Here is a 15,356-nt window from a genome sequence, read left to right as displayed (position 1 = left end):
TCAGGACCTCGGGTCGGGGGCTGCTAGTACTGCTCGTCAGAGCGTGGAACGCATGATCTTCGGGCAGGGTCTGGCCGGGCACGCTGTTGGGTGTCTGAGGGTGCGGGTGTGAGCCTGTTCCTTTGGTGCCGGCCCCAGTGAACTCGAGCCTGTTGGTTCGGGGTGGTGGGTGGTTGGTCGTTGTTTGAGAACTGCACAGTGGACGCGAGCATCTGTGGCCAAGTTTTTAAGGGCGCACGGTGGATGCCTTGGCACCAGGAACCGATGAAGGACGTGGGAGGCCGCGATAGTCCCCGGGGAGTCGTCAACCAGGCTTTGATCCGGGGGTTTCCGAATGGGGAAACCCGGCAGTCGTCATGGGCTGTCACCCACTGCTGAACACATAGGCAGTGTGGAGGGAACGAGGGGAAGTGAAACATCTCAGTACCCTCAGGAAGAGAAAACAACCGTGATTCCGGGAGTAGTGGCGAGCGAAACCGGATGAGGCCAAACCGTATGTGTGTGAGACCCGGCAGGGGTTGCGCATGCGGGGTTGTGGGTTCTTTCTTCTGCGGTCTGCCGGCCGTGGGACGAGTCAGAAACCGTTGATGTAGGCGAAGGACATGCGAAAGGTCCGGCGTAGAGGGTAAGACCCCCGTAGTCGAAACGTCAGCGGCTCGTTTGGAAGATACCCAAGTAGCACGGGGCCCGAGAAATCCCGTGTGAATCTGGCGGGACCACCCGCTAAGCCTAAATATTCCCTGGTGACCGATAGCGGATAGTACCGTGAGGGAATGGTGAAAAGTACCCCGGGAGGGGAGTGAAATAGTACCTGAAACCGTGTGCCTACAAGCCGTGGGAGCGTCGGGCATCAGCTTGCTGGTGTCTCGTGACTGCGTGCCTTTTGAAGAATGAGCCTGCGAGTTTGCGGTGTGTTGCGAGGTTAACCCGGGTGGGGTAGCCGTAGCGAAAGCGAGTCCGAAGAGGGCGTTTTTAGTAGCACGCTCAAGACCCGAAGCGGAGTGATCTAGCCATGGGCAGGTTGAAGCGGAGGTAAGACTTCGTGGAGGACCGAACCCACCAGGGTTGAAAACCTGGGGGATGACCTGTGGTTAGGGGTGAAAGGCCAATCAAACTCCGTGATAGCTGGTTCTCCCCGAAATGCATTTAGGTGCAGCGTCGTGTGTTTCTTGCCGGAGGTAGAGCACTGGATAGGCGATGGGCCCTACCGGGTTACTGACCTTAGCCAAACTCCGAATGCCGGTAAGTGAGAGCGCGGCAGTGAGACTGTGGGGGATAAGCTCCATGGTCGAGAGGGAAACAGCCCAGAGCATCGACTAAGGCCCCTAAGCGTACGCTAAGTGGGAAAGGATGTGGAGTCGCACAGACAACCAGGAGGTTGGCTTAGAAGCAGCCACCCTTGAAAGAGTGCGTAATAGCTCACTGGTCTAGTGATTCCGCGCCGACAATGTAGCGGGGCTCAAGCGTACCGCCGAAGTCGTGTCATTGCAGCATGAGGGTTAACGCCTGTTGTGATGGGTAGGGGAGCGTCGTCTGCCGGGTGAAGCGGCACTGGAAGGTAGTCGTGGACGGTTGACGAGTGAGAATGCAGGCATGAGTAGCGATTCACACGTGGGAAACGTGTGCGCCGATTGACTAAGGGTTCCTGGGTCAAGCTGATCTGCCCAGGGTAAGTCGGGACCTAAGGCGAGGCCGACAGGCGTAGTCGATGGATAACCGGTTGATATTCCGGTACCCGCTGTGGAGCGTCAAACATCGAGCATCGTGATGCTAAGGCCGTGAAGCCGCCGGGTGCGTCTTCGGACAATCTCGGAGTGGTGGAGCCGCCGGACCAAGCGGTTAGTAGGTGAGTGATGGGGTGACGCAGGAAGGTAGTCCATCCCGGGCGGTGGTTGTCCCGGGGTAAGGGTGTAGGCCGCAAGGTAGGTAAATCCGCCTTGTGTGTGGCTGAGACCTGATGCCGAGCCGATTGTGGTGAAGTGGATGATCCTATGCTGTCGAGAAAAGCCTCTAGCGAGTTTCATGGCGGCCCGTACCCTAAACCGACTCAGGTGGTCAGGTAGAGAATACCGAGGCGTTCGGGTGAACTATGGTTAAGGAATTCGGCAAAATGCCCCCGTAACTTCGGGAGAAGGGGGGCCATGCCTGGTGATCGGATTTACTCCGTGAGCTGGGGGTGGCCGCAGAGACCAGCGAGAAGCGACTGTTTACTAAAAACACAGGTCCGTGCGAAGCCGTAAGGCGATGTATACGGACTGACGCCTGCCCGGTGCTGGAACGTTAAGGGGACCGGTTAGCTCACTTTCGGGTGGGCGAAGCTGAGAACTTAAGCGCCAGTAAACGGCGGTGGTAACTATAACCATCCTAAGGTAGCGAAATTCCTTGTCGGGTAAGTTCCGACCTGCACGAATGGCGTAACGACTTCTCGACTGTCTCAACCATAGGCCCGGTGAAATTGCACTACGAGTAAAGATGCTCGTTTCGCGCAGCAGGACGGAAAGACCCCGGGACCTTTACTACAGTTTGATATTGGTGTTCGGTTCGGCTTGTGTAGGATAGCTGGGAGACTGTGAAGTTCCAACGCCAGTTGGGGTGGAGTCGTCGTTGAAATACCAGTCTGGTCGTGCTGGATGTCTAACCCGGGTCCGTGATCCGGATCGGGGACAGTGTCTGATGGGTAGTTTAACTGGGGCGGTTGCCTCCTAAAGGGTAACGGAGGCGCCCAAAGGTTCCCTCAGCCTGGTTGGCAATCAGGTGTTGAGTGTAAGTGCACAAGGGAGCTTGACTGTGAGACCGACGGGTCGAGCAGGGACGAAAGTCGGGACTAGTGATCCGGCGGTGGCTTGTGGAAGCGCCGTCGCTCAACGGATAAAAGGTACCCCGGGGATAACAGGCTGATCTTCCCCAAGAGTCCATATCGACGGGATGGTTTGGCACCTCGATGTCGGCTCGTCGCATCCTGGGGCTGGAGTCGGTCCCAAGGGTTGGGCTGTTCGCCCATTAAAGCGGTACGCGAGCTGGGTTTAGAACGTCGTGAGACAGTTCGGTCCCTATCCGCTGTGCGCGTAGGAGTCTTGAGAAGGGCTGTCCCTAGTACGAGAGGACCGGGACGGACGAACCTCTGGTGTGCCAGTTGTTCTGCCAAGGGCATGGCTGGTTGGCTACGTTCGGGAGGGATAACCGCTGAAAGCATCTAAGCGGGAAGCCTGCTTCGAGATGAGGACTCCCACCCACTTGATGGGGTAAGGCTCCCAGTAGACGACTGGGTTGATAGGCCGGATCTGGAAGCCTGGTAACAGGTGGAGGTGACCGGTACTAATAGGCCGAGGGCTTGTCCTCAGGTGCTCGCGTCCACTGTGTTGGTTCTGAGGCAACGAACCGTTGCCGGCTTTGAGCTGAACAGACAATTGAAGAGTGTGCTTGTTCGCTCGAACCCATTAGGGTTTCGGTGGTCATAGCGTGAGGGAAACGCCCGGTTACATTCCGAACCCGGAAGCTAAGCCTTACAGCGCCGATGGTACTGCAGGGGGGACCCTGTGGGAGAGTAGGACGCCGCCGAACAATCTTTGGAGGACCCTTGGTCCCAGCGACTTGCTGGGATCGAGGGTCCTTTTCTTTTTTCCGGAGCGCACCAGGGTACCCGGGTGCGCGAGAATGACTTGCGGTACCGAAGACAGGAGCCACCGATGTCCACCAACTCTCCCGACGAGCGTCCCGAGCGCGACCAGCGCCGGCGGGACGGCGGTGACCGCGGGGGCTATCGTGGGGGCCCGCGCCGCGGTGACGACCGTGGTGGCTTCCGTCGTGACGATCGCGGTGGGTACGCGCGCCGTGATGACGACCGGGACCGTGGCTTCCGACGCGACGACCGGCGTGACGACCGGCGTGACGACCGGCGTGACGACCGGCGTGACGACCGTGACCGCGGTGGACGTCCCGCCTTCCGACGCGACGACCGGCCGTCCGGGCCCCGCCGTGAGGATCGCGACCGCGGGTTCCGCCGCGATGGCGACCGTCCTGCCTTCCGTCGTGACGACCGTCGTGACGATCGCGGTGGGTACGCGCGCCGTGATGACGACCGGGACCGTGGCTTCCGCCGTGACGACCGCCGTGACGACCGTCGCGACGACCGCCGCGATGGCGACCGTCCTGCCTTCCGTCGTGACGACCGTCGTGACGATCGCGGTGGGTACGCGCGCCGTGACGATGACCGGGACCGTGGCTTCCGCCGCGACGACCGCCGTGACGACCGTCGCGACGACCGCCGTGACGACCGGCGTGACGACCGCGGTGGGCACGTGCGCCGTGATGACGACCGGGACCGTGGCTTCCGCCGCGACGACCAGCGAGGCGGTTACGGCCGTCGTGACGACCGCCGCAGCGATGACCGCGGTGGCTTCCGTCGTGACGATCGCCGTGACGACCGTCCTGCCTTCCGTCGTGACGACCGTCGTGACGATCGCGGTGGGTACGGGCGCCGTGATGACGACCGGGACCGTGGCTTCCGCCGCGACGACCGTGGCTTCCGTGGACGTGACGAGGGCCGCGGTGACCGCGGCGGCTTCCGCGGACGCGAGGAGCGGGGTGCGCGCGGCCCCCGTCGCGATGAGCGCGGCGGCCGTCCCGGTGGTTTCCGTGGCCGCGACGACCGGCGTGGTGGCGGCCGGATCCGTGAGGAGCGAGAGCGCGACCGTGAGCCGATCAAGCGGCTTCCGATCCCGGAGGACGTCACGGGCGAGGAGATCGACAAGGATGTGCGGCAGGAGCTGCAGAGCCTGCCCAAGACGCTCGCCGACGACGTCGCCAAGAACCTGGTGATGGTCGCCCGGCTCATCGACGAGGAGCCCGAGAGTGCGTACGGGTACTCCAAGGTGGCGTTGCGTCTCGCCTCCCGTGTCGCCGCGGTACGTGAGGCGGCCGGCTTCGCCGCCTACGCCACCCAGAAGTACTCGGAGGCCCTCGCGGAGTTCCGGGCCGCCCGGCGTATGACCGGGAACGTCGATCTGTGGCCCGTCATGGCCGACTGCGAGCGCGGTCTGGGCCGGCCTGAGAAGGCGCTGGACATGGCCGGTGCGCCCGAGGTGCAGAAGCTCGACAAGGCCGGGCAGGTCGAGATGCGGCTCGTCGCGGCCGGCGCGCGGCGGGACATGGGGCAGCTCGACGCCGCCATCGTGACGCTGCAGAGCCCGGAGCTCGCCTCCAGTTCCATCCAGCCGTGGACCGCCCGGCTGCGGTACGCGTACGCCGACGCGCTGCTCGCCGCGGGGCGGGAGAACGAGGCGCGCGAGTGGTTCGCCAAGGCCGTCGAGTCCGACAAGGACGGCAGTACGGACGCCTCCGACCGGCTCGCCGAACTGGACGGTGTGGAGTTCGTCGACGCGCTCGACGAGAACACGGGGGGCCAGGACAGCCCCGAAGGATGCCCCGGGGACGAGGAGGACTGACCTCCGGGCTTCTCCGTGCTCAGAGCGTCTCGGGGGGCGCCAGGGCCCGCAGCACCAGCCCCGACGCCGGCTTCGGGCCGAAGGACGTCGACTTCCGCGGCATGGTGACGCCCTGCCGGGCCAGCTCGCGTACGACGTCCTCGCGGACCGGGTGCAGCAGAACGGCCGTGCCGCCGTCGCGTTCCGCCTTCTCGACCGTGGCGGCGGTGTCGTGGATGTACGCGATGTGCTCGGGCGAGTCCGGGATGCGCCAGACCTCCTCCAGGAGTGCGGAGTGCAGGACCGTCGCGTCCAGCGTGCGCCAGGCGTCCGGGCGGTCCGCCGGAACCGTACGGGCCAGCAGGTCCGGGGACGGCCGGTCGACGAGGTGGAAGGCGCCGTCGCCGGCGAGCAGGAAGGCGTTGCCGGCGCGGGCCGCGCCGGCCAGCGCGTCCAGTGCGCCGGCGAGCGGGACGCGCAGCTCACGCACCCGGAACACACCCCTGAGGGCGGACAGTGCGTCGGCCACCGGCAGGCGGTGCAGGAGGCGGTGGATGGCGCGGACCCGCAGGGGGTAGCGGGCGGTGTCCACCAGGAGGACCAGGCCGTAGTCCCAGGGGCTGGGGGAGGTGTGCTCCGCGCGCAGCCGCAGATATGTCGCCCAGCGGTGGTGGCCGTCGGCGATCAGTGCCTGGTGGCCGGTCAGATCCGACTGGATCTCGGTGATCTCGGCAGGGTCCGTGACCGCCCAGAGGCGGTGGCCGAATCCGTCCTCCGTCGTCGTGCACACCAGCGGGGGGCGCTCGGCGGTGCGCTCGATGACGGCCGTCGCGCCGGCCTCGGGCCCGTCGCCGCGGTAGGTGAGCAGCAGGGGTTCGAGGTTGGCGCGGGTCGCGCGCATCAGGGCGGCGCGGTCGGCGACGATGTGCGGCATGACGTCCTCGTGGGGGAGCACGACGCCGGCCGACGGCTCGGACACACGCAGGGCGCCTATGACGCCGCGTTGCAGCAGTCCTTCGCCGCGCTGCTCGTAGACGTAGAAGCCGGGTTCGGAGTCGGCGGTCAGGACGCCCTCGGCGAGCCAGCGGCGCAGGGTGCGCGCCGCCTGTTCGTTGCGTGCTTCCGGGGTGGGCGCCTGGGGGAGGATCAGGCGGACGATGTTGTGCGGGTCGGCCGACTCCAGGTGGTGCAGCCCGTCGGGCCGTACGACGACGTCGTACGGCGGGGAGGTGACCGCGGCGAGGCTGCGGACGCGGTCGGGGTTGTAGCGCAGGCCCCGGAAAGGGGTCAGGTCAAGGCCCATGCGCGTCGGTACGTCCCTGGGACCTGCAGTCTTCATTGATGCATGGTAAGTGCGCCGCTGCCATGCGCGATGATCGGGGAAAGCGAGCGAACGAGGAGCGATGTGTGATGAGCCAGACCGTCAGGACGCGGCCCGACGCCAGCGTGCGGCCCCTGAGCGAGACGTACGACACGGCCCTGCTCGACCTGGACGGGGTGGTGTACGCGGGAGGGAACGCGATCGAGCACGCCGTGGAGTCGCTCGGCAGCGCCCGCGCGGGCGGGATGCATCTGGCGTACGTCACGAACAACGCCCTGCGGACCCCCGAGGCGGTCGCCGCGCACCTGACCGAGCTGGGGATACCGGCCGATGCCTCGGACGTGGTCACATCGGCGCAGGCGGTCGCCCGGCTCATCAGCGAGCAGGTGCCGGCCGGCGGGCGCGTGCTGGTCATCGGCGGTGAGGGGCTGCGCGCCGCGCTGCGGGAACGGGGGCTCGAACCCGTCGAGTCGGCCGACGACGACCCGGTGGCCGTCGCGCAGGGCTACGGAGGGCCCGAGCTTCCCTGGGGGCGGTTCGCGGAGGCGTCCTACGCCATCGCGCGCGGGGTGCCGTGGTTCGCGTCCAACACCGATGTGACGATCCCGAGCGCGCGGGGGATCGTGCCGGGCAACGGCGCGGCCGTGGAGGTGGTGCGGCTCGCGACCGGCGCCGAGCCGCAGGTGGCGGGCAAGCCGCTGCCGCCGATGCACCGGGAGACGATCCTGCGGACCGGTGCCGAGCGGCCGCTGGTGGTCGGGGACCGGCTGGACACGGACATCGAGGGCGCGTTCAACGGCGACGTCGACTCGCTGCTGGTCCTCACGGGGGTGACGGACGGCGCCCGGCTGCTCGCCGCCGCGCCGCACCACCGGCCGACGTACGTCGCCGCGGACCTGCGCGGGCTGCTGGCCGGGCAGCCGGAGGTGGGCGTGGCCGGCGGCGGTTTCCGGTGCGGAGGCTGGACGGCGACCGCGGGCGCGGAGCGGCTGGAGCTGGAGGGCGAGGGCGAGGCCCTGGACGGACTGCGGGCGCTGTGCGCGGCTGCCTGGACGGCGGCGGGCGAGGGCTCCTGTGGCCTGGACGGGGGCAAGGCGCTGGCGCGGCTGGGGCTGTGAGCCGGTACGGACCACGGGCGTCGACCCTCTAGCAAGGGTAGGCTAACCTAAGTTCGTGTTGGTTGACGCTCCCACCGAAACCGGCGCGGCGACCGGCGCCGCGCCTTTTCTCCGCCGGGCCACACGGCCCCTCGCGCTCCTGGCCTCGGTGGTGGTCCTGACGCTCGTCGCGCTGGCGAGCATCGCGACCGGTGCCAAGGAGCTCTCGCCGGCCCAGGTCTGGCACGGCCTGGTCCACGACTCGGGGACGTACGCCGACCTCGTCGTCGGCGACCGGCTCTCACGCACGGTCCTCGGGCTGCTCGCCGGAGCCGCGCTCGGCCTGTCCGGCGCCGTCCTCCAGGCAGTCACCCGCAATCCGCTGGCCGACCCGGGCCTGCTCGGCATCAACGCGGGCGCGTCGGCCGCGGTCGTCACCGCCCTCACCTCCTTCGGCGTCACCAGCCTCAGCGGCTACGTCTGGTTCGCCTTCCTGGGCGCCGCCGCGGTAGGGGCACTGGTGTGGTTCCTCGGCGGCGGCCGCGGCGCCACACCGGTGCGCCTCGCGCTCGCCGGCACCGCGATCAGCGCCGCGCTCTACGGCTACCTCCAGGCCGTGATGATCACGGATGACGCGGCACTCGCCACGATGCGCTTCTGGACGGTGGGCTCGCTGGCCTCGGCCACCGACGCGACCATCGTCCAGGTCCTGCCGTTCCTCCTGGCCGGCACGGTCCTCGCGCTGGCCCTCGCCCGTCCTCTGAACGCGGTGGCGATGGGCGACGACACCGCCCGCGCCCTGGGCGCCCGCCTGGGACGCACCAGGGCCCTGTCCATGGCCGCCGCCACCGTCCTGTGCGGGGCGGCCACCGCCGCCTGCGGGCCGATCGGGTTCGTCGGGCTGATGGTCCCGCACGCCGTACGGTCCTTCACCGGCCCCGACCTGCGCTGGATCCTGCCGTACGCGGCCGTCCTGTCGCCCGTGCTGCTGCTGGGCGCCGACGTCGTCGGGCGCGTCGTCGCCCGGCCCGCCGAGCTTCAGGTCGGCATCGTGACCGCGGTCATCGGCGGCCCGGTCTTCGTGCTCCTCGTACGACGGCGGAGGGCGGCGCAGCTGTGAAGACCCCCCGCACTCCCGTCCTGCGCATCCGGGGCGGCCTGTCCGTCCGGATCGACCTGCGCGCCTTCGCGGTGGTAGCGCTGCTCCTGGCCGCCGCGCTCACCGCGGGCATTCTGCTGATCGGCACCGGGGACTTCCCGGTCCCGGCCGGGGACGTCGTCAGGGCGCTGGCCGGTCACGGCAGCCGGGGCCAGCGGTTCGTCGTCACCGAGCTGCGGCTGCCGCGCGTCCTCGTCGGGCTGCTGGCCGGGGCCTCGCTCGGGCTCGGCGGCGCGCTGTTCCAGTCCCTGACCCGCAACCCGCTGGGCAGCCCGGACGTCCTCGGCCTCGGACAGGGCTCGACGGCGGGCGCGCTCGTGGTGATCGTGCTGTTCTCCGGGAGCGCCGCGCAGGTCGCGGCCGGAGCGCTCGCCGGTGGCCTGGCGACCGGGACCGTCCTGTACCTCGCGGCCTGGAGGCGGGGCGTGCACGGGTACCGGCTGGTCCTGGCCGGTATCGGCGTCTCCGCGGCCGTCACGGCGGTCAACGGCTACCTGCTCACGCAGGCGGACCTCGTCGACGCGGCCCGCGCCGTCCTGTGGACGACCGGTTCCCTGGCGGGTCGCGGCTGGGAGCAGGTATGGCCGCTGCTCGCGCTGTGCGCCGTGCTCGTGCCGGTCGTCCTCGGCCATGCGCGTGCCCTGCGGACGATGGAGACGGGCGACGACACGGCGTACGCCCTCGGGGTGCGGGTCGAGCGCGTACGGCTGCGGCTGATGGTGTGCGCGGTGCTTCTCACCGCCGGTGCCACCGCCGCCGCGGGCCCGGTCGGTTTCGTGGCGCTCACCGCCCCCCAGCTCGCCCGCCGGCTCGCCCTGCCCCGCCGCCTCGGGAGCGCCGGAGGCGGCCCCGTGCCCGGACCGAACCTCGGGCCCTCCACGGCCATGGGCGCCGCCCTGCTGATCGTCGCGGACTGGACCGCTCAGCGGGTCTTCGGCGCCGACCAGCTGCCCGTCGGGGTGGTCACCGGGTCCCTCGGCGGCGTCTACCTGCTGTGGCTGCTGGTCACCGAACGCCGGGCGGGCCGCATATGAGCGCCGCCGGCGAACCGGGCCCGGACACCGGCGACCTGAACACCGACGATACGGACACCGACGACACAGGGAGCCCCGTGCACCGCCTCTCCGCCGACCACGTCACCCTCGCCTACGACCGGCGCGTGATCGCCGAGGAACTGTCCGTGCGGATCCCCGACCGCTCCTTCACCGTGATCGTCGGCCCGAACGCCTGCGGCAAGTCCACCCTTCTGCGCGCGCTGTCCCGCATGCTCAAGCCGGCCGTGGGACGGGTGCTGCTCGACGGGCGGGTCATCCAGTCGATGCCGGCGAAGCGGGTCGCGCGGACCCTCGGCCTGCTGCCGCAGTCCTCGATCGCGCCCGACGGGATCACCGTCGGCGACCTCGTCAGCCGGGGCCGCTATCCGCACCAGGGGATCCTGCGCCAGTGGTCGGAGGACGACGAGCGGGCCGTGCGGCAGTCGATGGCGCGCACCGGTGTCGCCGACCTGGCCGGCCGCCCCGTCGACGAGCTCTCCGGCGGGCAGCGGCAGCGCGTGTGGATCGCCATGGCGCTCGCCCAGCAGACCCCGCTGCTGCTGCTGGACGAGCCGACCACCTACCTCGACATCCAGCACCAGATCGACGTGCTGGACCTGTGCGCCGAACTGCACGAGGAGGAGGGGCGCACCCTGGTCGCGGTTCTGCACGACCTCAACCACGCCGCCCGGTACGCCACCCACCTCATCGCGCTGCGCGGCGGAGCGGTCGTCGCCGAGGGCGCCCCGGGCGACATCGTCACCGCCGAGCTGGTCGAGGAGGTCTTCGGATTGCGCTGCCAGGTCATCGACGACCCCCAGACCGGCTCACCGCTGGTGGTGCCGGCCGCGCGCAGCGCACGCTCACGCACGGTGCCCCGGAAGAAGCCCTGAGCGGGGCGGTGCCCGGGGGCGCGTCTGATGCGGCTACAGCAGCTTCCGCAGGCGGAACAGGTCCAGCAGGCCCGCCTCCAGGCGCACCCGGCCCACGCCCCACGCCTTCGCGAAGTGCAGGTGGCCGTCGACCATCGCCAGCAGATCGTCGCCGGCCATCGCCAGCCTGATCTGTGCCTTCTCGCGCGGCGGCCCCTGGATGGTGTTCAGCACCTCAATCCGGCCGTCCCTGAGGCGGCCGACGAAGGTGATGTCCAGGTCGGTGATGCGGCAGCTGAGCGAGCGGTCCAGCGCCGCGGCCGCGCGGACGTCCCCGTCGGCGCCCGCCAGGTTGTCCGAGAGCTTGTCGAGTGCCCTGCGGCACTCCTCGATCGTCGCCATCGCCAGCGACGGTACCCCAGCTCTTCGCGGTAGCGTCGGGGCATGAACGACTCTGTGCCCGGGGCCGGGATCCCGGCGGAAGCAGTGGTGGCGGAGCCGGACGCTCCGGCCGGCTCCGCGTACGAGCCGGAGCACGACCCCGCCGCGCCCGCGCCCCTGAACGTGCCCCGGACGCCCACCGGCAACGCGGACGTCGACGCCTGGCTGGAGCGGCTGGCCGACGCCGACCACCTCGCCACCGACGGGCATGTGGAGGTGTACGAGGATGTGCACCGGGGGCTGCGCGACGCGCTGACCGCCCTCGACGCCCGCCCGGGGCCTCCGGCTCCTCCCCCTCACCCGGCCCCCACCTCGCGGTGAGACGCTTGGGCCGCACCTTTCGATCACCGTACGACCGCAGGAGCTGAACCGAACGTGGCAGGAGTGGCACGCCGCCGTCTCGACGCCGAACTGGTCCGCCGGAAGCTGGCACGCTCGCGGGAGCACGCCGGCCAGCTGATCGCCGCGGGCCGGGTCACCGTCGGCAGGACCGTCGCGACCAAGCCCGCCACGCAGGTCGAGACCGCGGCCGCGATCGTGGTCGCCCGCGACGACAACGCCCCCGACTACGTCTCACGCGGCGGCCACAAGCTCGCCGGCGCCCTGAAGGCCTTCATGCCGCGCGGCCTGGCGGTCGAGGGGCGGCGGGCCCTCGACGCCGGCGCGTCCACCGGGGGCTTCACCGACGTCCTGCTGAGGGCGGGCGCCGCGCACGTCGTCGCCGTGGACGTCGGCTACGGACAGCTCGCGTGGTCTCTCCGCAACGATGAACGCGTCACCGTCAAGGACCGTACGAACGTACGCGAGTTGACGCTCGAAGCGATCGATGGGGAGCCTGTGGATCTTGTCGTGGGGGATCTGTCCTTCATCCCGCTCGGACTGGTGCTGCCCGCCCTGGTGCGGTGCACGAAACCGGACTCCGATCTCGTGGTGATGGTCAAGCCGCAGTTCGAGGTGGGGAAGGAGCGGCTGGGCAGCGGCGGCGTCGTCCGCAGCCCGCAGCTGCGTGCCGAGGCGGTGTGCGGGGTCGCGGAGCGGGCCGCGGAACTGGGGCTCGGGGTGAAGGGCGTGACCGCGAGTCCGCTGCCCGGACCCTCGGGCAACGTCGAGTACTTTCTGTGGCTGCGAGCCGGAGCACCCGCACTGGACCCGGCCGACGTTGACCGTGCAGTGGCGGAGGGGCCGCGTTGACACAGAACCGAGCTCGTACTGTTTTCCTGCTCGCCCACACCGGGCGGCCCGCGGCCGTCCGCAGCGCAGAGCTGGTGGTCAAGGGGCTGCAGCACTGCGGGATCGATGTGCGCGTCCTGGAGGCCGAGGCGGCCGACCTGCCGCTGCCGGACACCGTGGAACTCGTCAAGGAGGCCACGCCGCAGTGCCTGGACGGCTGCGAGCTGCTGATCGTGCTCGGCGGCGACGGCACCCTGCTGCGCGGTGCCGAGTTCGCCCGCGCCTCCGGGGTCCCGATGCTCGGTGTCAACCTCGGAAGCGTCGGCTTCCTCGCCGAGGCCGAGCGTGACGACCTCGACCGGGTCGTGGACCGGGTGGTGATGAAGGCGTACGAGGTCGAGGAGCGCATGACGGTCGACGTCGTCGTGCACAAGAACGGCGACATCGTGCACACCGACTGGGCGCTGAACGAGGCGGCCGTGCAGAAGGTCTCCGCCGAGAAGCTCCTGGAGGTCGTCCTGGAGATCGACGGGCGGCCGGTGACCGGGTTCGGCTGCGACGGCATCGTGTGCGCCACCCCCACCGGCTCGACCGCGTACGCCTTCTCCGCGGGCGGGCCCGTGGTGTGGCCGGAGGTGGAGGCGCTGCTCATGGTGCCGATCAGCGCGCACGCGCTGTTCGCCAAGCCGCTGGTGACCTCGCCGGACTCCGTGCTCGCCGTGGAGGTGCAGCCGGACACCTCGCACGGGGTGCTGTGGTGCGACGGCCGGCGCATGGTGGAGCTGCCGCAGGGGGCACGGGTCGAGGTGCGGCGGGGCGCGGTGCCGGTGCGGCTGGCGAGGCTGCACCACGCCTCGTTCACGGACCGGCTGGTGGCCAAGTTCGCGCTGCCGGTGTCGGGATGGCGCGGGCGCCCGCACTGACCGCCGCAGGAGCCGGCGCCGCCCCCCAGCCGGGGGTGCCGGCGCCGCGCGCGGCGTACCTCCCGGGGGTGATTTGGGCCCTCGGCGCCTTTCTGTCACCTGCCGCTTCGCACCGGCGCACCGGGGGCCGTCGCACATCCGCGCCCCGACCTCGTAAGGTCGTGTCCGTGTTGGAGGAGATGCGGATACGGTCGCTCGGAGTCATCGACGACGCGGTCGTCGAACTGTCGCCCGGCTTCACCGCCGTGACCGGTGAGACGGGCGCGGGCAAGACCATGGTCGTCACCAGTCTCGGCCTGCTGCTCGGCGGTCGCGCGGACCCGGCGCTCGTACGGATCGGTGCGAAGAACGCGGTCGTGGAGGGGCGGATCGCCATGCCCGAGGGCGCCCCCGCCGCCGTCCGCGCCGAGGAGGCCGGGGCGGAACTCGACGACGGTGCGCTGCTCGTCAGCCGCACCGTTTCCGCCGAGGGGCGCTCGCGGGCGCACCTGGGCGGGCGTTCCGTGCCCGTCGGCGTGCTCGCGGAACTGGCCGACGAACTGGTCGCCGTGCACGGGCAGACCGACCAGCAGGGCCTGCTCAAACTGTCCCGGCAGCGGCAGGCGCTCGACCGGTACGCCGGCGACGCCGTCGCGGTGCCGCTCGCCAAGTACGGGGAGGCGTACCGCCGGCTGCGGACGGTCGCCGCCGAGCTGGAGGAGATCGGCACTCGGGCGCGTGAACGGGCGCAGGAAGCCGACATGCTGCGCTTCGGACTCGACGAGATCGCCGGCGTGGAACCGCGGCCCGGCGAGGACGTGGAACTGGCCGAGGAGGCCGAGCGGCTCGGGCACGCGGAGGCGCTCGCGTCGGCGGCGACGGCCGCGCACGCGGCGCTGGCGGGCAATCCGGAGGATCCCGAGGGCGTCGACGCGGCCACGCTGGTCGCCGGCGCGCACCGGGCCCTGGAGGCGGTGCGCTCGCACGACCCCGCGCTGGCCTCACTCGCCGACCGGATCGGGGAGATCGGGATCCTGCTGGGCGATGTGGCCGGGGAACTGGCCGGGTACGCCGACGACCTGGACGCCGATCCGCTGCGGCTGGCCGCCGTCGAGGAGCGGCGGGCCGCCCTGAACGCGCTGACGCGCAAGTACGGCGAGGACGTGGCCGCCGTGCTGGCCTGGGCCGAGCACAGCGCCGCGCGGCTGACCGAACTCGACGGCGACGACGAGCGGATCGAGGAGCTGACCGCCGAGCGGGACGCGCTGCGCGGCGAACTGGGCGCTCTCGCCCGGGAGCTGACGGACGCGAGGACGGAGGCCGCCGAGCGCTTCGCCGCCGCCGTCACCGCCGAGCTGGCCTCCCTCGCCATGCCGCACGCGCGCGTGTCGTTCGCGATCCGGCAGACGGACGATCCCGACGGCGTCGAGATCGGCGGGCGTACGGTCGCGTACGGACCCTCGGGCGTCGACGAGGTCGAACTGCTCCTCGCACCCCACCCCGGCGCGCCGCCCCGGCCCGTCGCCAAGGGCGCGTCCGGCGGTGAGCTGTCGCGCGTGATGCTCGCGGTGGAGGTCGTGTTCGCGGGCACGGATCCCGTGCCGACCTACCTCTTCGACGAGGTCGACGCGGGCGTCGGCGGGAAGGCGGCCGTGGAGATCGGCCGCCGCCTCGCCCGGCTCGCGAAGACCGCGCAGGTGGTGGTCGTCACCCATCTGCCCCAGGTGGCGGCGTTCGCCGACCGGCAGCTGCTGGTGGAGAAGACGAACGACGGATCGGTGACGCGCTCGGGGGTGAAGGTACTTCAGGGCGAGGACCGGATCCGTGAACTGTCCCGGATGCTCGCGGGCCAGGAGGACTCCCAGACGGCCCGGGCCCACGCGGAGGAACTGCTGGCGACGGCCAGGGCGGACCTGTAGGACGGGCGGCGCCGGGGC

General features: G+C 70.0%; 12 protein-coding genes and 2 rRNA genes. 12 read left to right on the top strand and 2 right to left on the bottom strand.

Annotated elements, in window-relative coordinates; all coding sequences use genetic code 11:
- The first annotated feature begins 216 nt into the window (after window positions 1–216).
- The 4 genes from ACZ79I_RS08025 (at window position 217) to ACZ79I_RS08010 (ending at window position 5,444) form a co-directional block, all read left to right on the top strand.
- Window positions 217–3,339 (top strand): 23S ribosomal RNA (locus ACZ79I_RS08025).
- 105 nt (window positions 3,340–3,444) lie between these two features.
- Window positions 3,445–3,561 (top strand): 5S ribosomal RNA (gene rrf / locus ACZ79I_RS08020).
- A 30-nt stretch (window positions 3,562–3,591) separates the two neighbouring features.
- Window positions 3,592–4,818: a hypothetical protein gene (locus ACZ79I_RS08015; RefSeq protein ID WP_471505519.1), complete on the top strand. Its 1,227-nt coding sequence runs from the start codon at window positions 3,592–3,594 to the stop codon at window positions 4,816–4,818.
- A complete protein-coding gene (locus ACZ79I_RS08010; RefSeq protein WP_471504817.1) occupies window positions 4,701–5,444 on the top strand; it encodes a tetratricopeptide repeat protein in 744 nt (247 codons plus the stop codon). Before ACZ79I_RS08015 ends, ACZ79I_RS08010 begins: the two co-directional genes overlap by 118 nt.
- A gap of 19 nt (window positions 5,445–5,463) precedes the next feature.
- On the opposite strand, the gene ACZ79I_RS08005 is transcribed toward ACZ79I_RS08010, so the two are convergent.
- Window positions 5,464–6,762 carry a DUF1015 domain-containing protein gene (locus ACZ79I_RS08005; protein WP_471495513.1) on the bottom strand — a complete coding sequence of 433 codons (1,299 nt, stop codon included), beginning with the start codon at window positions 6,760–6,762 and terminating at the stop codon, window positions 5,464–5,466.
- A 71-nt stretch (window positions 6,763–6,833) separates the two neighbouring features.
- Here ACZ79I_RS08005 and ACZ79I_RS08000 point away from each other — a divergent pair, with 71 nt between their 5' ends.
- From ACZ79I_RS08000 to ACZ79I_RS07985, 4 genes are read left to right on the top strand one after another with little or no spacing between them, the layout of a single operon-like run.
- The gene (locus ACZ79I_RS08000) at window positions 6,834–7,862 is read left to right on the top strand and encodes an HAD hydrolase-like protein (protein WP_471495512.1); all 1,029 of its coding nucleotides are present in this window, start codon (window positions 6,834–6,836) and stop codon (window positions 7,860–7,862) included.
- A 55-nt stretch (window positions 7,863–7,917) separates the two neighbouring features.
- Window positions 7,918–8,961, top strand: a complete 1,044-nt coding sequence (locus ACZ79I_RS07995) for a FecCD family ABC transporter permease (RefSeq protein ID WP_471495510.1) — start codon at window positions 7,918–7,920, stop codon at window positions 8,959–8,961.
- Window positions 8,958–10,034 (top strand): FecCD family ABC transporter permease, encoded by a 1,077-nt coding sequence (locus ACZ79I_RS07990; RefSeq protein ID WP_471495508.1) that lies wholly within the window; start codon window positions 8,958–8,960, stop codon window positions 10,032–10,034. The genes ACZ79I_RS07995 and ACZ79I_RS07990 overlap by 4 nt, the downstream gene beginning before the upstream one ends.
- Complete coding sequence (locus ACZ79I_RS07985) at window positions 10,031–10,927, top strand: ABC transporter ATP-binding protein (protein ID WP_471495506.1); 897 nt, start codon at window positions 10,031–10,033, stop codon at window positions 10,925–10,927. Before ACZ79I_RS07990 ends, ACZ79I_RS07985 begins: the two co-directional genes overlap by 4 nt.
- Before the next feature lie 33 nt (window positions 10,928–10,960).
- Here ACZ79I_RS07985 and ACZ79I_RS07980 read toward each other — a convergent pair whose 3' ends face one another.
- The gene (locus tag ACZ79I_RS07980; RefSeq protein WP_471495504.1) at window positions 10,961–11,308 is read right to left on the bottom strand and encodes a sterol-binding protein; all 348 of its coding nucleotides are present in this window, start codon (window positions 11,306–11,308) and stop codon (window positions 10,961–10,963) included.
- Window positions 11,309–11,350: 42 nt separating this feature from the next.
- Between ACZ79I_RS07980 and ACZ79I_RS07975 the strand changes: the two genes are divergently transcribed.
- The 4 genes from ACZ79I_RS07975 (at window position 11,351) to recN (ending at window position 15,338) form a co-directional block, all read left to right on the top strand.
- Entirely contained in the window at window positions 11,351–11,668 is a 318-nt protein-coding gene (locus ACZ79I_RS07975; protein WP_471495502.1) for a hypothetical protein, read from the top strand.
- A 54-nt stretch (window positions 11,669–11,722) separates the two neighbouring features.
- Window positions 11,723–12,538, top strand: a complete 816-nt coding sequence (locus ACZ79I_RS07970; RefSeq protein ID WP_471495500.1) for a TlyA family RNA methyltransferase — start codon at window positions 11,723–11,725, stop codon at window positions 12,536–12,538.
- Complete coding sequence (locus ACZ79I_RS07965; protein WP_471495498.1) at window positions 12,535–13,440, top strand: NAD kinase; 906 nt, start codon at window positions 12,535–12,537, stop codon at window positions 13,438–13,440. Before ACZ79I_RS07970 ends, ACZ79I_RS07965 begins: the two co-directional genes overlap by 4 nt.
- Before the next feature lie 179 nt (window positions 13,441–13,619).
- Window positions 13,620–15,338, top strand: coding sequence for a DNA repair protein RecN (gene recN, locus ACZ79I_RS07960; protein ID WP_471504814.1), 1,719 nt, complete (start codon window positions 13,620–13,622; stop codon window positions 15,336–15,338).
- Window positions 15,339–15,356 lie beyond the last annotated feature (18 nt).

This window comes from Streptomyces sp. PSU-S4-23 (genome assembly GCF_055632315.1).
The sequence above is the reverse complement of the archived record's forward strand: the minus strand, read 5'-3'. Positions and strand labels throughout refer to the sequence as shown.